We start from the raw sequence: 19986 nt of genomic DNA, 5'->3' as shown, positions 1-19986 counted from the left end.
ACGAAAAAAAACTTGGGGCCGGTGCGTATAAACGTATAAAGTTACTTTCCAGTCTCCTCAACTTGTTCAACTTCCCTCCTCTTCAACTCTTCAACTGTTTTTATCCACAAACGCGGTTGCGGCCCGTCTGCTTTACTTCGCAAGGGCCAGGTCCGCGCGCGGGTTTTCCATGGTATGAAGGGGGGGACGTGGTGCATCGTTTTCGCCAAAGAGATCACGTACCTGGAGCAAGAAATGGAATTCGTGTTTACGGAAAACGCGTCGGCACCGGCGGGATATTACAGCCAGACGGTGATCCACAACGGCCTGGTCTACGTATCCGGGCAATTGCCCGTGGTTCCCGGGAAAGGACCCCATGCGAAAGGGATCGAGGCCCAGACGTTGCAGGTCCTGTCCAGCTTGGCGGCCGTGCTCATGGGTGAGGGCAGTTCCTTGGAATAGGGGTTCCTATCAGTATTGAGGTAACCCGGCCGTAAGATCAGTTCAGCACGGAATAATAAAGGGCATTGAAGAGCATTTTAAAGGTGGCAAACGTTTGCCCCCGGTGCTGGATTCTGCCGGCGAACAGGATGACGCTGCCTTTGTAGTAGTCGAACACTGCTGATGAAACAGCCCGGTCGAGGAACTCACCCCCCTTCAAAAAGCCGCTGACCAGGTGGGGCCCTTTGTCTTTAAACCGGGAAACAATACGCCTGCGGATGTGATGATTCACCGGCATCATTGTCCGGAAGACCGGGCCGTTTGAAAAGAACAGAACATTTTCCTCATTCATTCCCCATCCGATCGGATCTTCTGTATCGATCTTTACTTTCAATATCGACCCGGGGCAATAGAAACGTCTATTTTGTTTGTCTTTAAGTATATTCTCGAAGGGAAGTTCGAAATCAGTGGCTGCGATCTCATATGAAGAATCCAGGAAAATAACAGATCCTCCATCCCGCACGAAACGGACCAGATTTTCGATCCCTTCTTTGCCGATCCCACCCTTGTACTCCGAAGGCATCCGCTCATAATACTTCCCACGATACCCGCGATACTTCCCGTTCACCACAGCCTCCCGGTCCATGTCCGGGATGATAATGACATCAAACCTGCCCGGTAAATTCCTTTTTTTCATGTCAGCGTTATGAATGACCGAATAATCGAACCCGAATTCATCCAGCACCCAGCGGGTCCACCCTTCGTCCATACTGGGGAGGAAAGACTGGTATATCGCAATCTCCGGCTTTCTCAGCTCTTTCAGGCCGGCAGGATCCGTTCCCTCCTCCATCCGGACCTTCACATCGGTGTCTTTCAGTACTTTCTCAATCAATGACCTGTCGATGTTTTTTACATTGATCGCAAAATCACCCCTACAAAGAGTTCCGTTGGTAGTGCTCCTGAATACAGGAACCTTCTTCCTCAACAGCCGGTTCACCACCAGCGCGCTTCCTGTATCCCCGGTCGGAATGACCATCAGATCCCCCTGTCCCTCCGGGGCCTCAGCCGAAGTAGTGAATCCGCTGACTTCCTCCATCTCTCCCGGTCCGGCAGGCTCTGTGTTCACTTCCAGATACTGAACGCCCATCTGTATCGGGAGGGTCCAGCCGGCCGCATCGTAAGGTTCAATGACAGGTCCTTCTTTCATGTATTTTATTTCGGGGTAAACCTGTTTCTCCATCATCAAACGGACAAAATTGCCATAGGGCTGAGCGAGCGGTATGTAATAGGACCCGTCGCTGATCAGCCGTCCGCCGGAAACCTTATCCCGGCCGATCCTGAACACCCTGACGCCGCCTTCCGCCATTTTCCGGATAAAGGCCATCATTGCCGTCTGATCGATCTGGCTGCCGGGGATAATATAACCTTTCGGATCCCCCGCCCGGCCTTTCCGGATACTTTCAATGCCGCAGTTCACATAATTTTGAAGGAAACTCTTCCTGTTTGCGGAAACAACTTCGCACAAAGCCTCCGCGGCAATACACTCATAATCGATGATATCCTTCAGCCGCCACCATCCTCCCTCCCATGGGTCGGGGAAATTCGTCTGCTTTTTGTACTCCGGCAGTCCCTTCGACGAAGACATCAATTCGTTTTTGTCTATAAAAACGGGAGAGGCGATCGCGACGCTGGCCAGTTCCGTCAGGATACCGACAACATTTTTATACCACGCTGTATTTTTTGATCCGCCGGGCCAGTATGCGTCAAAACCATACCCCGAGGCCACGCCCTTCTTTCCTTTTTCCTGGAGCTTGAATGCCATATATGAACCGATCAGATCCGTTTCTCTCAGAAGCACCGGGTCGAGGTTATCGTTCATCGGGTCCTTGAAGGGCGGGACGAACATTCTCGGACCTGTTATTCCCATCTGGTGCATATCCAGGAAGACCTGGGGAAAATATCTCTTATGCAAAATGGCATTGACCACTTTTGTCTCTTTGAGATTCAGCATGAAAAAATCCCTGTTTGTGTCATGTCCGGCATAATGATGGTAGAGAAAAGGAAGCGGCCCGCCTTCATATTCGGTTCCGATATGCTTTTCATACCATTCCGTCACCATAATGTTCCCATCCGGATTGATGGAGGGCATCAGCATCAGAACGGTATTGTCAAGAATGTTCTCGATTTCCCCGCCGGAACCCGTTGCAAAGCGGTGGGCAAGCAGCAGCATCATCTGGGAAGAGGCTATTTCAGTGGAGTGGATCGTCCCGGTGATCAGGATGAAGGCCTTCCCGTCTTCGATCAGCATCCGGGATTCCAGCCTTTTCATCCGGTCGGGATTGGCCATTCGGCTGTTCATTCTGATCAGTTCTTCAAGGTTTTCAATGTTCTTCTCCGATGAAATGAAAGAAAGTATCATCGGGTTCCCCCGCGTGGAGAGCCCCTCGTTCCGGGTGACCACCCGCAGAGAATTCTTTCCCAGATATTGCATATATTTCACGATATCCGGGTAGGCTATCAGGACCCGGTCCTCACCGATCTTCCTGTTAAAGAATTCATCGGGACCCGTCTGTGAATAAATGAACGAACCGATAATTAAAAATGCGATCAGGATCAAAGGTCTCTTATGCATGGCATCCTCCGGTCAAGCACTATTAAAAAAATATAACGCTTACGGAAAAAGAATAAAAGACCCGATAAATGGGTCAAGTCCACGTTTGACTTTTCTCGAGAATTCCATTTTCATTATTTTCTGCCTTTTTCTGTGAATCGGGAATGGGTGCATTTTTGACCATTCAGATTTCTTTTTTAGATATCCGTTGGACCTGGTTTTCAGGAGCCTGGGAATTCAATAAGGATCGGCCGACTCATGATACAATTCAAAAAAATGACAAAGAAAGGTCAGTCGTTGACCTGGCCCCTTTTTACTGACAGGATAATCAAAGTTCCGTTCTGGTATTTCGCCGCAGGCGGGCTTTCTCTTTTGTTATCCAAAAATCCGTATTTACATACTTACAAGCACCGTCCCCAGTTTCAGTTTGTTTTACGAATTTGGATTAAATCCGGTTGACTCGAAAGGCAATCAATCCTAGAATTCATGTGTGCCCGTATATGGGTAGCGAAAAATCGAGTCATTGAAAGGAGAAGAAGGCCGATGAAGTATTTGCAAACCCATCCCGAAAAGTGTATCGGGTGCCGCACCTGCGAAGATGTATGCTCCCAGCTTTACTTTAAGGAGGTGTCGGCGGAAAAATCGTGTATTCAAGTGCTGGATCAGGCTGGAGGCGAATTTGACCTCAGCGTTTGCAATCAGTGCCGCACCTGTGTGGCTGAATGTCCCACCATGGCGTTGACGGTAAACAAAGCGGGTGTTGTCATGCTCAACAAGAATTTGTGCATCGGTTGCTATGCTTGCGTGGCCATCTGCCCGACCGGGACAATGCAAACCTACCACGAAGGCATCGTGCCTTTCAAGTGCATTGCCTGCGGCGCCTGCGCCAAGGAGTGCCCCACCGCCGCCATCGAAATCGTTACGGAGGACTGATATGAAAGAAAATATAGAAAAACTGAAATCGCGGCACAAGATGCTCAAAGAGTTCACCTACGAGTTGCGGCCCCTGGAAAAGGGTTATTCGGACCGCTCCCTGTACATCAACCTGTCTCTCAACGAGGTGCGCGAAAAACCCGTGCCCGCGGAAATGAAAGAGAAGTTCATCGGGGGCAAAGGCTACGGCTTGCGCCTGCTGTGGGATGCCGTGAACCCGGAGACCAAGTGGGACTCCGAGGAAAATGAAATCAACATCGCCGTGGGTCCCATCGGTGGCATCACCAGCTATGCCGGTGCGGGAAAATCACTGGTAACTTCCATTTCGCCCACTACGGGTATCCCGATCGACAGCAATGTGGGCGGCCACTTCGGCCCCTATTTCAAGTTTTCCGGCTTTGACGCCCTGGAGATCCAGGGCAAAGCGGAACGGGACGTGATCATCTTTATCAACGGCAACGAGGGCCGCATCCAGATTTTTGAAGCCCCGGACGAGGAGGTCAACTCCCACATCCTGGCGGAGCAGATGACCGACATGTTCGCGGACAACGAAACCGAACGCCAGCACATCTCCACCGTGTCCGCGGGCCGGGGGGCGGAACACGCCTGGATCGGCTGCCTGAACTTTTCCTACTACGACAAGCGCCGCAAGGGGCTGCGCCTGAAACAGGCGGGTCGCGGCGGCATCGGCACGGTTTTTCGCAACAAGAAAATAAAAGCCATCGTGGTCAAGTATTCCAATTTGCGCGGTGATTCCAACCACCCGGTGGACCAGAAGACGATTCAGAAAACCGGCATGAAATTCCACCGCGAGATCATGACCCTGGATGACGAGCAGTGCCGCATGCGCAAGGTGGGCACGGCACACTTGATGGAGATTATGGACGAGTACGACCTGCTGCCCGTCAAGAACTTCAAGTTCGGCAACCACGAAGATGCGTACAAGATCGACTCCTCCGTATGGACGAAGTTGATGACCCAGAATGTCCCCGACGGCTGCTGGTACGGTTGCACCATGTCCTGCGCCCACGCCGTGGATGACTTTGTGCCCCGCACCGGCCCCTACAAGGGAGAGAAGGTGATCGTGGACGGTCCTGAGTACGAGACCGCCGCCGGCTGCGGCGCCAACCCGGCCATTTTCGATCCCCACGCCATCCTGGAGATCAATTTCTACTGTGATACCTACGGCATCGACACCATCTCTTTCGGCACCCTCACGGCTTTTGTCATGGAGTGCTACGAGATCGGCGTGCTGAACAAAGAGCGCACCGGCGGCCTGGAACTGGAGTGGGGCAACTGGGAGGCCACCCTGGAGATGCTTCACCAGATGGCCCGGGGCGAGGGTTTCGGTGTTCTCGCGGGCAAGGGCATCCGTTACATGAAAAAGCACTTTGTCGACACCTACGGCGCGGATCCTGAGTTCCTCAACGATATCGGATTCGAAGGCAAGGGTTTGGAGCAGTCCCAGTATCAATCCAAGGAATCCCTGGCCCAGCAGGGCGGCTACTACATGACCAACAAGGGCCCTCAACATGACGAGGCCTGGCTGATCTTCATGGACATGGTCAACAACCAGATTCCTACCTTTGAGGACAAAGCCGAAGCCCTGCACTATTTCCCCATGTTCCGGACCTGGTTCGGGTTGCAGGGGTTGTGCAAGCTGCCCTGGAACGACGTGGAACCGGCAAACAACGCCGAGACCGATGAGCCGGCCAAGGTGCCCGAGCATGTCCAGAACTACGTGGACCTGTACAACGCCGTAACCGGGAAATCGATTGATAAAACAGAGATGATCCGCCAGTCCGAACGGGTCTACAATTTCCAGCGCGTGTTCAACCTGCGCATGGGGCACGGCCGGCGGGTCGACGATTACCCGCCTTACCGGGCCATGGGGCCGCTGACGGCGGAGGAATACGAATCCCGCAGCGAACGGTACGACAAGCAGTTGCGTGAACTGATCCAAGTGGATCCCGAGGGCAAGAGCGTGGAAGAGAAACTGGCCCTCCACCGGCGCTGGCGCGAAGATCGCTATGAACAACTATTGGACGCGGTGTACAAGCGCCGTGGCTGGACCGCGGACGGCGTACCCCGCATCGAACACCTGAAGGCGATCGGCATGGACCTGCCGGAACTGATCGCGGTAGTCAAGGATCACCAGTAAGCAAAGGGCAAAGAATCAGGTTCCCGGTTCAGTGCCGGTCGTAAAATAGGCTTTTTTGAGAACCGGTCCGCTATTCCTGTTGCACCTCGGTGCTGTCCGGGGTCTGGGCGGGTTGCAGTTGCTTTTCTTTTTCCGCCCGGCTCCTGCAGAAGCTGCACAACTCGGTGATGTTCTTGAGTTCCCGCGCCTGCGCCACCGTGCCCTCAAAGATCTGGTCCGTCACCTTGCGGTTGATGGCGTGGCAATCGGAATAGATGTGGTACTTGGTGCCGGACTTGGTCCAGTAAACAAAGTCGCGGCCCCCCGTCAGAGACTCAACTTCGGCCGTTTGCGCGGCGTACTGTTCCTGGGAGGGCGGGTTGAGGTCCACGCCCATGACGCCGGCAATGACCAGGGCGATGATCGCGATGGTTCCCACCAGGCCCTTTTGTTTACCGGTCAAGTCCTTGTTGGTAAAAATGAGGATGACCAGGGGCAGGAAAGCGATGACGGCGATGATGACGCCCAACTGGTTCTGCACAAAGAACCTGACTTTCTCTTTCTCCGAGGCGGGATCCAGGCGGTTGGCTTTTTTCCACAGCAACGAGCCGATCACGACAAATACCAGGTCCACGGCGATCAGCACGATCAGCCAGGTGGTGTTGATGGGCGGTTTCAGGAGCAGGTAAATGGCTCCGGCTTCGCAGGCGATGGCCACGATCCAGGAGAGGATCGCTAGCAGGCGTTTTTTGCCCGCGCGCTTTTTGGCTTCCGGGGCGGGAGTAAACGCCCGGCCTTTACTGACTTCTTTCCCGGATGATTCCGGGCTTTCCACACGAACGACTTTTTTCTTGGTTCCTTTGTCCGGCATGTGATGACCTCCGAATAGGGATATTATAGCGCAATAAAAATAAAGTTGGAAAGTTGGAGAGTGAAAAACCGGCAAGGGGCCATAGGCAAGTGGCGAGGGGGACAATTCAGTCGAAAGCATAAAGCCGAAAGCAGCCCCAATGCGTTTTTCTACTTTCTACCTTCTACAAGGACAGACAGGTGGCAGAAGGCAGAACATCCTGATCGGAAAGTGATGGAACGCTTGGGTTTCGTTTGCGGGGGTTGATAGTTTTGTTTTTTTTTGAGATTATTCCGGGCAGAGGTATAATCAGATGACACTTCGCCGCGACAGAATTGTGCTCTCTGGTCTTTTTCTTATTTTATGCGCATTGTTTTTCGTTTCCCCAACCAATGCCGGGGATGTGCCTGAGTTGAAAAAACTGGTTCATGGCTTGCAGTGGAGCCCGGGCCGGAACAGTCCCGATTTGAAGCCACCCCTGGTCAAAAAGACCACCGTGCCCCCCATCCGCGCCAAAGGGGTAAAGACCTTCGGAATCGCTTACGAAATCACCATGGAAGAGAAGGCGCCGCGGTATCCCCTGTTGATCTCTTTCCCGTTGCCCGCGGCCGCGCTGGCGGATGTTGACCGCATCGTTTTTATTAAGTTGTCCGGCGGCAAAGAAGAACTGCTGTTTCCTTCTGCAATTGATAAGGAAAACGCGCGCGCCACGCTGCTTTTGCGCTCCTTTTCCACGATTGTTGTCGGTACCATGGAAAGCAGATACCAGCAGATCGTCATAGAGGGCGTTGTCATTATGACCGAAGAGGCGGAAGAAGAGCCCGCCGGCATATACTTCGACATGACCAGCAGGGAAACCAGCTCGGGCGAATCCGCCAATTTCGTGTATGAAACCGACGGCCTGGAAAAGTTCTACTTCAAGCAGCTGTTTCCGTCCACCCTTTTCGGCTCCTACGTGTTTCACCGCATCGTCGGTTTCAGCTATAATTTTATCTTCGCGGGTGACCCGCTGGTCAGCCCCCCAGTGATCATTGACGGTAGTAAATCATCCGTCGGTGTCTCTCTGAATGTCATTCCCGTCACCACGCGCATGGAAGGCCGGGTGGTGGACCGCGACGGCAATCCCCTGGAGGGTGTGCGGATCGAACTCTCCGGTCCCTACAACGTCACATACCGGACACGCTCCCGCGAGGGCGGTCGCTATTTCAAAGACTATATCGGTATGACCGATCCGCGCATCTCCATGACCGAGAGCATGCCTTGCACCCTGACCAATCCCGAGGACAAGGAGTGCCAACCGGTGAAAATGACATTGAAGCTGACCGCCGGAAAAACGTACCGGGAGGACCTCGTCTACCATCCCCAGGGGGAAATCCGCGGCTACATCCGTGACAAGTGGCGGAATGAACTGGAGGGGGCGACCATCGAGGTCAAGCCTTCCGGGGGACAAACCATTACCCGTGAAGTCTCCAGCCCCTACCGCATCGAATACATTCCGGTCGGTGAAGCCACGGTCACCGTTACCTGCGCCGCGGGAGTGCACCAGCAAGCAAAAACGGTTGACATCGCCTGCCAGATCCCCGGAATCTCGGAGGATTTTACTAATTTTGAGCTGGATTGCGCCGGGACGATCCGCGGCCACGTGCGCGACAGGTTCGGCAATGAACTAAAGCAGGTCAACATCAAGGTCAGGCCGTCCCAGAATGAAACCATTACCCGTCGAGTCGACAGCCCCTTTGAAATCAGCGACATCCCGGTGGGGGAAGCCACGATTACGGCGGCCTGTGCAACGGGCGTGCATCAACAGACGCAAACGGTTGACATCAGCTGTGATGCCCCCGGGAGCAAGGACGGTGACATCGATTTCGAACTGGATTGTTGCGGTGAGGTCCGTGGCCACGTGCGCGACAAAGACGGAGTCGATCTAAAGGGAGCCACCATCCGGGTCAAGCCCTCCCGCGGCGAAACCATCACTCGCGAAGTGTCCGGTACCTACCACATCAAAAACATTCCCGTGGGTGAAGCCGTGGTCACCGCCAGCTGCCCTGACGGCAATGGCCGGGAGAGCAAAAAAATAGAGATTAACTGCAAGGCGCCGGACAGCACGGCCCCTGATACCGATTTCGTGCTGGATTGTGAAAGCGGCATGACTTTTCGCATTCGCAACAGCGGCAACCTGGATTCGCAGGGGTACACGTACAACTATACGGCAGCAACAAACGCTGAATTCACCCTGTTTCTGCCCAAGGGGGAAAGTGAGGCCGAAGTTGAGGTGACCTATGCGGTGAAGTGTGTGCTGGAGTCCACCGGAGCCGATACGCCGAATCGAATTGTTTCGATCTCTCCTTCCAACTACACCCTCGATACCCGGATCCGTTGGCGGGTGGAAAAGCATGAAAAAAGTAATGGCGTTGCGGGATACGTGTTTTCGGGCGAGGCCATTCATCATGACACAAAAGAGATCAATGTGGTCGTCGACACGGGATCCAGTATGAGTCCGATTATGAGCACGGATTTTTCCGGGGTGCCGGCGCCCGCTGATCAAATACTTGATCCGCTGAGTTTTACCGTGCGCAAAGGCGCGAACGTGGATGAATTTCCCTTTGTCAGGAAGCGGGAGCGCAGCGACACCATGCCCCAGGGTGTGATCGGTACCCAGGGAAGCGCCCGCAATCGCTATCGCAATGAAATCCGTATCGATCTTGCCGGCGGGGGCCGGAACTGATTCAGCAGCCGGGTTTCAGTTGCACTGCACGGAATCCAGGATTTTGCGGTAGATCTCTTTGTAGTTGGTGAACTGGTTGCGCGGAACCCGGCAGTTAAAGAAATAGACCGCTATCATTTCACCCCGTGGATCTTCCAGGGTAAGGGTCATGTGGCTCAAGTCGTCGTGAGCCTCCCAGGTATGACCGCTCATGTTGCATTTGTCCACTGCGGTTTTGCTTTTGGGCGCGGACCCGTGAATCATTTCCTTGATCTGTTCGTCAACGGTCTGGCCGGCCATAATCGGCATCAGCCCGCATTGCAGGGAAATCAAGGGTAATCCCATGTCGAAGCTCTCTGTTTTTGGGAACCAGATGTCGGTGTTGCTTTCCCGCTTCCAATCGGCGGGAATCATGAAAGTAAAGTCTTCATAATTAACCTGTTTCCAACCACTGACGGCTTTTCCCTCACTTGCCGGCGCTGTTTGCGCGGCATCAGCGGCCGGCGGCGAATCCACATCGGTTTCCGCTTTCTGCGCTGCATTCATCGGGTCTTCTGTGGGGGCGTTATCATTGCAGGCAAAGAACAGCATGGTGAAAAAGAGCAATGAGATGCAAAATACCAGTGTACTTTTGAATTTCTTCATCGTGTTTCCTCCTGTCGTGGCCAAATTCTAGCAAATCGGCAAGAAATATAACACCGCCGTTTAATTCATTATTGTGATGGGAACTCGTCGTACTAGTGATGTGAACGCAAGGGCCCCCTTGTGGATGAGCAAAATTTCGGGCTTTGTGATGAAAAAGCCAAGGCATGTTCTGAATATCGAATAACGAGAAAGAATGAGGGGGCAGTGCCTTCCTCCTGTCCCCCTCGCCAATTTCCCCTGGCCCCTTGCCGGTTTTTCACGCTCCAACTCTTCAACTTTTTATTCCACATTTTCTTTCTTTGGCCTAGAATAGGAGAGAGGAGATGGTCATGATAAAACGGTTGGGAATCATGGTATTTTTGCTGGCTCTGGCGGGAACGACGGTGTGGGGCGTAGCCGCGGACGACGCTTTTGAAAAGCGGTTACAGGGCATTTCACGGGCGGAGATGCAGGCCGTGGTGGAATTCCTGGGACACGACCTGCTGGAAGGCCGCGCCCCGGGCACTCGCGGGGGCGACCTGGCGGAGATCTACCTGCGCAGCCTGTTCAAATTCATGGATCTGGAGCCCGCGGGAGCGCAGGGGTACATGCAGCCGTTTACATTGAAGAAGTTCACCACTTCAGCCATTCAGCTTTCAGCGGGCGAGGCAAGACTGGAATACATCCGCGACCTGGTGGGCACCTGCACACAAGAGAAAAAGCGGTTTAACCTGACCGCGCCACTGGTATTTACGGGGTTCGGCATCCAGGCGGAGCAATGGAACTGGGACGATTTCAAGGATGTGGATATCTCGGGCAAGATCCTGGTCAGTCGTGTCAACGACCCCGGTCTGTACCATCCGGAAATTTTCGAGGGCAAAACGTTGACCTATTTCGGCCGCTGGACCTACCACATCGAGGAGGCCGTGCGCCGCGGGGCCATGGGCATCCTGTTGATCCATACGGCTGAATCCGCGGGCTACGATTGGAACGTGGTGAAAAACTCCTGGACCAACGGTGAGCTTTTTATCCCCTCCCAGATCGAGAATGACCTCGTGTTCCGGGGCTGGATCCGGGAAGAGAGTTTGCGCACGTTACTGGCGAGAAAGGGGATTGAGCTGGAGGCACTGTACATGGATTCCCTTTCCCGGGATTTCCGGCCTGCAGATCTGGGCCTGCCGGTCACGATCAGCGGCAACAACAAATGTGAAACGATCATGAACCGCAACGTGGTGGCCACGATCCCCGGAAAGGTTAGCCAACGGATCGTTCTCAGCGCCCACATCGACCACCTGGGGAAAACGGATGCCGGTGGGGACAACGTCTATAACGGGGCGATTGACAACGGCACGGCGGTTGCCGCCATGGTGGTGGCGGCAAAAATCCTCAAGAAATTTCAATCCACGCTTCACTACTCTGTCACCTTGCTGGCCTGCAACAGCGAGGAGGCGGGTTTGTTGGGGTCAAAATACTTCGTGGATAACACAGACCGTTCTACAATCGTGGCCAACATCAATTTTGAATCCACCCCGGTATGGAAGCCGTCCACCACCCTGATGGGGATCGGCGCGCGCTTTTCCACTTTCGAGGATTTGATACGTGAAACGGCCGCCGCCGCCGGCCTGGGGTATTCCCAATTTTCCCTGGCCAACCAGGGGCTGTTTTACCGTTCCGACCAGTTCGCCTTCGCGCGCCGGGGAATCCCGGCGGTGTGGATCTCAGCCGGGGAAGAAGAGGTGGATGGCGAGCGGCATTATACCCGCTTCTGGCTTGGGGATTATCACACTGTGCGGGATGAATACAACCCGAACTGGGACCTGGGCGGCCTGCGCCAGACCATCCAGGCGGCATTGTGGCTGGTGCGCCGCATCAACGATTCCCGCACCCCGCCGACGTGGAAAAACAACCTTACTTTTCCGATGGAAAAATGAAGTGAAAAGATAAAAGAGAAAAGTAGGGGCGACCGGCCGGTCGCCCGAAAGTTGGGGAGAATGCATTGATTTTGGCTGCAATACTTTCGATAATGATTCAGCAGGAGGTCGGCATGAATAGTGTAAAGATCGGTGACCAGGAGTGGATGGTACGGAACCTGGATGCATGCACATTTCGTAATGGTGACCCCATTCCTGAAGCCGGATCGCCTGAGGAATGGAATAACGCGGCCAAAGAAGAGCAACCGGCCTGGTGTCATGTGGACAACAATTCTGAAAACGATGCCGTTTTCGGCAAACTGTATAACTGGTATGCCTTGAACGATCCGCGCGGGCTGGCGCCGCAAGGGTGGCATATTCCCAGTGATGAGGAGTGGGATATGTTGATCACCGGCCTGGGGGGCGATGCGGACGCCGGCGGTAAGATGAAGGCCCATGATCTCTGGCAGGTTCCCAATGCCGGTGCCACCAATGAGAGCGGCTTATCTGTACTCCCAGGCGGCTATCGCGGTCACAAAGGCGGTTTTCACGCCCTGGGCTTTATGGGCTGCTTCTGGTCGGCGTCCGAGGTCAGCGCCCGGTATGGCTGGAGCCGCTATGTGTACTCCCACAATACGGTGGTTCGTCGTTCCCGCAGCGGGCATAAGGGTGAAGGATTGTCGATTCGTTGTGTCCGCGAGTAGCGGGCAATCCAGCCGCTGGCGCTGTTTTGCGGGCTGATGCATTTGAGGCCGTGACGCTTTGTTGAATAATTTTTTAATTGGCAGTAGATTACAGAAAACAGGACCGGTGCTGAACCGGGGATTCAAGGCGAGGTAACATGCGCTGGAAAGGCAGAAGACAAAGTGACAATGTAGAGATTCGCGGTGGTTCGACCGGCCGGCGCGTGGCCGCCGCCGGCGGATTACTGGGGATTGTGGCCGCGGTGGTTATCCTGTTGTTGGGCGGAGATCCCGGCGAGGTGGTGCAGAACCTGCAGATTCCCCAGGCCGCCCAACAGGAAAGTGCCCGCCCTATGAGCGAGGCGGAAAAAGAACTGGCGGAGTTCGTGGCCGTTGTCCTGGCCGATACCGAGGATGTCTGGCATGAAATTTTTCGCGGCCAGGGGCAGCAATACCGGGAAGCCAGGCTGGTGATCTTCAGCGGCGCCACGGAGTCGGCATGCGGATTCGCCCAGGCCGCGGTGGGACCTTTCTACTGCCCGGGTGATGAAACGGTCTACATCGACCTGGCCTTTCTGCAGGCCATGACAGAGAAGTTGGGAGCCCGCGGTGATTTCGCCTGGGCGTACGTGGTTTCCCACGAGATCGGGCACCACGTGCAGAACCAGTTGGGCATCCTCGAAAAAGTGCATGCTGAAAAACAACGGCTGAGTCGACGCGAGGCCAATCGCCTGGATGTCCGCCTGGAACTCCAGGCCGATTTCCTGGCCGGCATCTGGGCCCACCATGCCCAGCGCATGAAAAACATCCTCGAAGAGGGCGATATCGAAGAAGGCATGAACGCAGCTTCATCCGTGGGGGATGACAACGTGATGAAGCGTACCCGGGGCTTCGTGGTGCCCGATGCCTTTACCCACGGCACATCCGCGCAACGGGTGCGCTGGTTTACGCTGGGGTTCAAGACGGGTGATGTCAGCCGCGGTGATACATTTGCGGCCGGGGAGTTATAGAAAAAAAGTTGGAGAGTTGGGGAAGTTGGAAAGAATGTGGCAGGTGACAGGTATCAGGTGGCAGGGGGCTGGTGGTCGCGAAAGTAGAAGGCATAAAACCGGCGCAAAGGAAAGACAAAAGTTATTGAGGGAAGGTGTAGGGGCGACCGGCTGGTCGCCTGTTCTGTTTCTCCGCCTTCAACTATCTCAACAACTTTTTATTCTTCTTCCCTTACCACCTGGATAAAGATGCGGGTTCGCGGGATAAACGTGTGGTTCTGGTTATCCACGCTCATATCTTCAATTCCGACCAGGTATTCCTTCCGCTCACTGTCCGCGGTGTAGACTTCCCACATGAGGTTGGCCTGGCCCAGCCATTGACCCGGCGACCAGGGTTCGCGGTTTTCCAGGCAGGATTTCACCCATTTGCCGTCGTAGATCAGGGTGTCGTATTCGTACTGGTTTTCAAAATCCTGCGGCCTATAGAATTCCAATTCATACCATGGGGCAATCACGGTTCCGGGAGCGGGCTCTTCCGTGATTTCCGGCATGCCCGCGCTTGCTTTGAGCTGTTTGATGTAGAAGCGGGCCACCGGTTCCGGCGCGGAGGCAACGGAATAGATGCGGATGATCTCGCTGCGACCGCTTTCGCTGTCTTCTTCTCCTTCCATCTGAGCCTTGTATTCGGCCTCGGCCGCGGTGTCTCTCTTTGCATCCGCGTAGGTGGGGATGTCACTGATTTTTCGGGGAATATCCGCGCCCGCCAAGTCCGGAATGGCCACTACCAACAGGGGAATGCAGAGAAAAAAGTGAAGTTTCATTTTTCGCCTCACGAAATTTTTGCGGGTTGGGTTCAGCCGCAACCGCAGCATACGCTGAATGCGCACGCCAATCAAGTGTTTTTAAAGCAAATGTTTTTCTTTCCCCAATGAAGGCTCCTTCGCCCGTGTGCCCATCCAATCACTTCGGGAAATTAGGGAGTGATCGTGGACAACCTGAAGGGTGGAAAACAGACACGATTGCGATGCCCGCCGTTAAAGATTATGACGATGCGGTGGCGCGGACGGGAGCCGGGCCTTTGCGGTGCTGCCGGGAGCCGTTGCTGCGTGTGGTCCGCGAAGTGGGGGGTGCGGCCGATGCTACACGTGTTTTTCCATGCGGCTTGGAATACCACCTCGCATAAGCAGGTTGGCTTCCCATTCCGTCCTGATGGCGGAAGTAAGTGGAATCGTTGCAGTCCGCCCCATGGGATCGCGAACAATGCAATCCTGCCGGCTTTCCGGTGCCAGATCTTTGAGTTGGCGGATGGTCAAGCGGTGCTCGGCCCCGATGGCGTAGATGTCGTGGCGGTTGTCTTGATTATAAAGCAAGGGAATAACGCCCATGGTGATCAGGTTGCGGCGATGGATTTCCTCAAAAGAAAGCGCAATTACTGCTTCAACGCCCAGCAGGCGGGTCACCCTAGCTGCCCAGTCGCGCGCCGAACCGGCTCCGTATTCTTTGCCCGCCAGAACAATCAGCGGTACGCGCCGGAAGCGATAGATTCGCGCCGCCTTCCAGATCGGCAAGGTGTGATTGTTTCCCCGGATTGCCGTATATCCCCCTGAAGGTTGCTCCGTCAGCAGCAGGTTGTGCAGGCGTGGTGACGTGAATCCTCCCCTGATCATGACTTCGGCATTGGCGCGCCAGGCAGCATAACTTTGCGGAGTTGTTGACAGGCCGGATTTCATGAGAATGAATCGCCCCGACTCGCTTTCCCGGGGGATCGGGCCGACGGGTGAAATATGGTCGGTGGTTATCCCGTCACCGAGTTTAACCAATACCCCGGCGTTGTTCAGGCTGCCGCTTTTTATCCAGGAAGGTGTTCCAATATCGGCAAGGGGAGATGCGGTGATTTTCCGGAGCCCCTGTATTTCACCAGAAGGTTCGGCCCTGAAATGATGCCAATGCTCTTGGGCTTCCCGGCGCAACAACTTTTCAGTTTGCAGGGGAATGTGGGCATTGTTCCACTGGGCCTGGTAGTGTTCAACCTCCGCTTGTTCGGCCCACAGGCGGGCGAATGGATGGGACGAGCATGGGTCGATGACTCCACCCCACCGACCCATCAAGGTCGCGGCTACCACTTGTTCCGGCGATGCCAAAAAAACCGCGTCGAGTTCCGGGTGGATGCGTCCGGGGAAATTACGGTTGCCGGAAATGACGGCGCAGCCTTGATCGTTGCCTTGCGTGGTCTCTGGCGGGAGTGAACCGCAATGGCCTAAGCACGGTCCGCAGCCGATGCCGCAATCAAAGAAGCCGGTTTGTTCAAGGTACGAAGCCAGGCCGCTTTCGCGCAAAAAAGCCATAACCCGGGTTGAGGATAAAGCGAGAACCGTTTTGATTCGTGGAGCCGGACTTATCCCGGCTCGCAAGGCGTTGCGGGCGAGCAGTGCCGCGCGGATCAACATTCTCGGGTGGGCGCCGTTTGTGCATGAAGTGATGGCCGCCAGGCGCACGGGTTTTGTAGATATTGCGGTTACCCGCTGCCAGGGGTATTCAGGCCCTGAAGCGCAGGGCTTCAGTTGATCCAGGTCAACAATGATTTCACACGCGACCGGTCGCGTTGGACGGTTTTCGCGCCATAGCCCCCTTATTTGGGCGACCTTCCGCCAGCGTTGCGTCCGCACGGATCCCACGATTCGTTCCATGAAAGCGATCCCGCAATGATCCACGGGAAAAAACGCCATCTGGCAGCCGTATTCAGGGGCCATGCCGGCAAGAACGGCCCGATCCGCGATAGGCAGATAATCCAGGGCGGGACCGCTGAATTCCGCCCAGGTCCCATTGATGCCGATCCTCCTGAGTCGGTGGGCCAGGTGGAGGGCCAGGTCGGTGGGTGTGCAATTTGCGCGAAGTTTCCCACGCAATACAACCTGGGTGACCGGAGGGATGGCCAGAGATACGGGGCCGAAACAGGCGGCGTAGAGCGCTTCCAGGGCGCCGACTCCCCAACCCGGAACGCCGAGGGCATTGATGATCGGGGTATGAGAGTCGGTGCCCAGAACGCAATCCTGGGGGGTATCGAGGCTGAATGACGCTTTTTGCGGTGCCAGGCGTTCCAGGTTGAGTTGATGAATCACCCCCGATCCCGGGGGATGAATGGTCAATGAAGGGATTATCCTGGAGGCATCTTTAAAAAAACGGTAACGGTGGTGATTGGCATTCATTTCCGTGCGGCGATTGCGCGCGGCAGACTGTTTATTGCCGAAGTCCTCGGTAATGATGCCGTGATCCACCACCAGGTCCATGGGCGGGAGTCGCGACCCGTTCACTGTACTGGAGATCAGGTCCTGGACTAAATTCAAACCCGAGGCGTCCTGGAGCAGGAGTCGGGTCGGACAAAACGGAACCTCCATGCCCACCAGCTTTTCCGCTCGTTTCGGCCAGTCGATGGTTAGTTCACAATGTTCCAGGGTATTGTGAACACACCAGAGAAACGCACGATAGACATATGGGAGAGCCTGCCAATACGAAACATTTTTCATGAACATGGTTTTTTGGGATGGGGGTTTTTCAATAGTGTGATCAATGTATCCAGGGCACGGAGCAATTGTTCTTCCGGGATTGTCAGCGGCGGTAGCAGACGCATGACGTGAGGCCCGGCCGCCAGGGCGATGACGCCCCGTGCCTGCAGCCGTTTGAGCAATGGCGTAACGGCGTATTCCAGTTCGATTCCCACCATGCATCCGAGGCCGCGGATATCTCGAACCCCGGGCAAGGGCTCCCGCTGCAATTGCTCGATGATGATCTCGCCTTTCTCAGCGGCCATAACGCACAGGTCCTGGGACTCAATAATAGACAGGGCTGCGGCGGCTGCGGCGCAGGCCACGGGGTTGCCGCCGAACGTAGAGCCATGAATTCCGGGTTTTTCCATTATCCGCGGTCCGCAGGCGATGCCACCGAAAGGGAAGCCTCCCCCCAGGGCCTTGGCGAAACAGATGATGTCCGGCGTAACCCCGAAGTGGCTGTGCGCCCAGAATTTTCCGGTCCGACCGCCTCCAGTCTGGATTTCATCCAGAATCAGGCATGCATCGCTCTCGTTGCAGGCTGACTGGATTTCGCAAAGAAAATCCGCCCGGGCCGGGTACACACCCCCTTCGCCCTGAACTCCTTCCACGATTACGGCCGCCACGGTATGATCAATCGCTTTGATCAAGCCTTCCACCTGGTTGAAAGGCAGGAACGTCACTTGCGGCAATAGGGAATGAAATGGTTCGCGGTACCCGGGAGGCCAGGTTACGCCCAGGGCGCCGATGGTGCGTCCGTGAAAGCTCCTTTTAAACGCGACAAATCGTGATCTGCCGTTACTGATAGCGGCCAGTTTCAGGGCGGCTTCAACCGCTTCCGTGCCGGAGTTGCAGAAAAAGAAGCGGTTAAGGGCGGGAGGCGTTACCCGGGAAAGGGCTGAGATCAATCTGTCGCGGGCATCATTGGAAAAACTGCCCGGGCAACTGAGCAGATGTTGGCTTTGAAAAGCCACGGCCCGGGCAACGGCCGGGTGGGCATGCCCGACCGCGGCGACTCCGTGTGCGGAGGCCAGATCGATGTAGGTGCGACCGCAGTCATCATAAATAGTGGCGTTTTCGCCCTTGATCAGGCGTATGCCGCGATTGGCGGAAAAGTTCATTTGCCGCGGCTCCGACCGCGACATTACGCGCTGATGCATGTTCCGCTTCCGTTTAGGGCATGCTGAACGGGGTGCTCCAACCGACCGTCACAGATAAAAACCGTAACAGGAGGTATGGCCAGAATCGCTTTCAACGCATGCAATTTACGCCCCATTCTGCCATCGGAGCGCGTGATTTCCGTTTCAAGCTCGGGTGGTGTCAGGCGGTGGATTATGGATGAGTTGTTCAGGGGATCCCGCAGCAGTCCAGGGGCTTCAATGAAAAAAAAGATGCGCTGCGCCTGCAATTCCCGGTGAAGGAGGCTGACCAGGTCGTCGTTTTCGCTGTTGACCGCGTTTCCTCTCTCGTCGAGAAAGGGTACGGTGATTACTGGAAGATAATTTGACTTCAACAGGTAGTCCAGCAGGGGAAAGTTCAGCGCTTCAGGTTTGCCCGATAGATCGCGAACAAGCCGTTTCCGGTTATTCTCCACGATTCGGATCCCCGGGTTGCGCCGAGCCCGTACCAGGCCGCCGTCCAGGCCGGTGAGTCCCACGGCATTAAATCCCCGCTGCTGGCACATCTCTACGATACGCTTATTGCGCAGGCCCGCGTAGGCCATGAGCTGCAGGTCCAGGAGTGAGTCGTCGGAATAGACACTGGAACGGCCGCTTTCAGAGACCAACCGGCGAATCGGCCGGTTCAGGTGTCCGGCCAGCTCGTCGCGCCAGGCATTGGCGCCATGAACGATGACGGCCGGTCTTTCCAGTTTCTTTAGGTCATCGAGAATGCCGCCGACATTTACGGATGAACCACCGCCGATTTTTATGATGTTCACGAGACCATCTCCAGGCAGGGGTTGTCCAGGGAGCTCCAATCCTCGATGAGGCCGAAACGGCCTGAACAAATTGTGGTGCGATTGCCGGTTTTGCGCTTGTAAAGGGTGAAATAATCTGCTTCCTGGGTGAAGTAGGAAAACACGATGGTGCGGTCGTTTTCCGTCAGCATCATGTTCATGGCCCGGACATGGCGGCTGCGGCTCGTGACGGCATGGACCGCTCTCTCAAGGTTAGTGTGCAGATCGTCGCCGCAGAAATGGTTGATCACATTGAACAGTTTTTCCGCGCCGATCCGTCCCGGGGCCCGAAAGCGTACACCGCGGATTTCACCGTTGAAAATGAAGTTGCGCTCGTTCTGAAAAAACGGCATGTTGTTTTCCACACGGATTCCTTCGTTGTTGAAAGCGCTGCGGGCATGAGCCAGAAGCCAGCGGGTGGGGGGGATCCGGCCCATGTCTGCTTTCCAGATCGGAATGATACTGCGATAATGGCGCCATTCGCCCCGGTTATCCATGTAGGCGATGCCCCAGCCGTGCCCCTGGTAAACGTGGCTGGCGCGGCAAAGATCCTGAAAGGCAATCAGGTCCGGTTCCGGGTTAAACGGGGTGTCGTCCTGAATCAACAACATGCGACACAT

At 55.2% G+C, this 19986-nt stretch carries 15 protein-coding genes; 7 read left to right on the top strand and 8 right to left on the bottom strand.

Annotated elements, in window-relative coordinates; translation table 11 throughout:
* Positions 1-174 precede the first annotated feature (174 nt).
* On the top strand, positions 175-441 hold the full coding sequence (locus ENN40_04055; protein HDP94519.1) for a RidA family protein: 267 nt from the start codon (positions 175-177) through the stop codon (positions 439-441).
* 37 nt (positions 442-478) lie between these two features.
* On the opposite strand, the gene ENN40_04050 is transcribed toward ENN40_04055, so the two are convergent.
* Positions 479-3052, bottom strand: a complete 2574-nt coding sequence (locus ENN40_04050; protein ID HDP94518.1) for a hypothetical protein — start codon at positions 3050-3052, stop codon at positions 479-481.
* A gap of 522 nt (positions 3053-3574) precedes the next feature.
* On the opposite strand from ENN40_04050, the gene ENN40_04045 reads away from it, so the two are divergent.
* A complete protein-coding gene (locus ENN40_04045; protein HDP94517.1) occupies positions 3575-3964 on the top strand; it encodes a 4Fe-4S dicluster domain-containing protein in 390 nt (129 codons plus the stop codon).
* 1 nt (position 3965) lies between these two features.
* Positions 3966-6125, top strand: coding sequence for an aldehyde:ferredoxin oxidoreductase (locus ENN40_04040; GenBank protein ID HDP94516.1), 2160 nt, complete (start codon positions 3966-3968; stop codon positions 6123-6125).
* A 70-nt stretch (positions 6126-6195) separates the two neighbouring features.
* Here ENN40_04040 and ENN40_04035 read toward each other — a convergent pair whose 3' ends face one another.
* A complete protein-coding gene (locus tag ENN40_04035) occupies positions 6196-6975 on the bottom strand; it encodes a hypothetical protein (protein HDP94515.1) in 780 nt (259 codons plus the stop codon).
* Between the two features lie 292 nt (positions 6976-7267).
* Here ENN40_04035 and ENN40_04030 point away from each other — a divergent pair, with 292 nt between their 5' ends.
* The gene (locus tag ENN40_04030; GenBank protein HDP94514.1) at positions 7268-9679 is read left to right on the top strand and encodes a carboxypeptidase regulatory-like domain-containing protein; all 2412 of its coding nucleotides are present in this window, start codon (positions 7268-7270) and stop codon (positions 9677-9679) included.
* A 15-nt stretch (positions 9680-9694) separates the two neighbouring features.
* Here the strand turns inward: ENN40_04030 and ENN40_04025 are convergent, their stop codons facing one another.
* Positions 9695-10303 (bottom strand): hypothetical protein, encoded by a 609-nt coding sequence (locus tag ENN40_04025; GenBank protein ID HDP94513.1) that lies wholly within the window; start codon positions 10301-10303, stop codon positions 9695-9697.
* Positions 10304-10626: 323 nt separating this feature from the next.
* Between ENN40_04025 and ENN40_04020 the strand changes: the two genes are divergently transcribed.
* The 3 genes from ENN40_04020 (at position 10627) to ENN40_04010 (ending at position 13885) form a co-directional block, all read left to right on the top strand.
* Entirely contained in the window at positions 10627-12213 is a 1587-nt protein-coding gene (locus ENN40_04020) for a M28 family peptidase (GenBank protein ID HDP94512.1), read from the top strand.
* Between the two features lie 65 nt (positions 12214-12278).
* On the top strand, positions 12279-12896 hold the full coding sequence (locus ENN40_04015; GenBank protein ID HDP94511.1) for a hypothetical protein: 618 nt from the start codon (positions 12279-12281) through the stop codon (positions 12894-12896).
* A gap of 137 nt (positions 12897-13033) precedes the next feature.
* Entirely contained in the window at positions 13034-13885 is an 852-nt protein-coding gene (locus ENN40_04010; protein HDP94510.1) for a metalloprotease, read from the top strand.
* A 197-nt stretch (positions 13886-14082) separates the two neighbouring features.
* Here ENN40_04010 and ENN40_04005 read toward each other — a convergent pair whose 3' ends face one another.
* The 5 genes from ENN40_04005 to ENN40_03985 all read right to left on the bottom strand — a co-directional run bounded on the left by ENN40_04005 (position 14083) and on the right by ENN40_03985 (position 19986).
* The gene (locus ENN40_04005) at positions 14083-14685 is read right to left on the bottom strand and encodes a hypothetical protein (GenBank protein HDP94509.1); all 603 of its coding nucleotides are present in this window, start codon (positions 14683-14685) and stop codon (positions 14083-14085) included.
* Between the two features lie 318 nt (positions 14686-15003).
* Positions 15004-17394: a hypothetical protein gene (locus ENN40_04000; protein HDP94508.1), complete on the bottom strand. Its 2391-nt coding sequence runs from the start codon at positions 17392-17394 to the stop codon at positions 15004-15006.
* Positions 17385-18569 carry an aspartate aminotransferase family protein gene (locus tag ENN40_03995; GenBank protein ID HDP94507.1) on the bottom strand — a complete coding sequence of 395 codons (1185 nt, stop codon included), beginning with the start codon at positions 18567-18569 and terminating at the stop codon, positions 17385-17387. The genes ENN40_04000 and ENN40_03995 overlap by 10 nt, the downstream gene beginning before the upstream one ends.
* Positions 18554-19348 (bottom strand): acetylglutamate kinase, encoded by a 795-nt coding sequence (locus ENN40_03990; protein HDP94506.1) that lies wholly within the window; start codon positions 19346-19348, stop codon positions 18554-18556. The genes ENN40_03995 and ENN40_03990 overlap by 16 nt, the downstream gene beginning before the upstream one ends.
* A complete protein-coding gene (locus tag ENN40_03985) occupies positions 19345-19986 on the bottom strand; it encodes a hypothetical protein (protein ID HDP94505.1) in 642 nt (213 codons plus the stop codon). Before ENN40_03985 ends, ENN40_03990 begins: the two co-directional genes overlap by 4 nt.

Source organism: Candidatus Aminicenantes bacterium (assembly GCA_011049425.1).
Taxonomy (GTDB): Bacteria; Acidobacteriota; Aminicenantia; order UBA2199; family UBA2199; genus UBA876.
The sequence above is the reverse complement of the archived record's forward strand: the minus strand, read 5'-3'. Positions and strand labels throughout refer to the sequence as shown.

Coding starts and splice junctions, on each gene's coding strand:
- ENN40_04055 (HDP94519.1), top strand. CDS start 175: ATGAAGGGGGGGACGTGGTGCATCGTTTTCGCCAAAGAGATCACGTAC.
- ENN40_04050 (HDP94518.1), bottom strand. CDS start 3,052: ATGCATAAGAGACCTTTGATCCTGATCGCATTTTTAATTATCGGTTCG.
- ENN40_04045 (HDP94517.1), top strand. CDS start 3,575: ATGAAGTATTTGCAAACCCATCCCGAAAAGTGTATCGGGTGCCGCACC.
- ENN40_04040 (HDP94516.1), top strand. CDS start 3,966: ATGAAAGAAAATATAGAAAAACTGAAATCGCGGCACAAGATGCTCAAA.
- ENN40_04035 (HDP94515.1), bottom strand. CDS start 6,975: ATGCCGGACAAAGGAACCAAGAAAAAAGTCGTTCGTGTGGAAAGCCCG.
- ENN40_04030 (HDP94514.1), top strand. CDS start 7,268: ATGACACTTCGCCGCGACAGAATTGTGCTCTCTGGTCTTTTTCTTATT.
- ENN40_04025 (HDP94513.1), bottom strand. CDS start 10,303: ATGAAGAAATTCAAAAGTACACTGGTATTTTGCATCTCATTGCTCTTT.
- ENN40_04020 (HDP94512.1), top strand. CDS start 10,627: ATGGTCATGATAAAACGGTTGGGAATCATGGTATTTTTGCTGGCTCTG.
- ENN40_04010 (HDP94510.1), top strand. CDS start 13,034: ATGCGCTGGAAAGGCAGAAGACAAAGTGACAATGTAGAGATTCGCGGT.
- ENN40_04005 (HDP94509.1), bottom strand. CDS start 14,685: ATGAAACTTCACTTTTTTCTCTGCATTCCCCTGTTGGTAGTGGCCATT.
- ENN40_04000 (HDP94508.1), bottom strand. CDS start 17,394: ATGTTCATGAAAAATGTTTCGTATTGGCAGGCTCTCCCATATGTCTAT.
- ENN40_03995 (HDP94507.1), bottom strand. CDS start 18,569: ATGCATCAGCGCGTAATGTCGCGGTCGGAGCCGCGGCAAATGAACTTT.
- ENN40_03985 (HDP94505.1), bottom strand. CDS start 19,986: ATGTGTCGCATGTTGTTGATTCAGGACGACACCCCGTTTAACCCGGAA.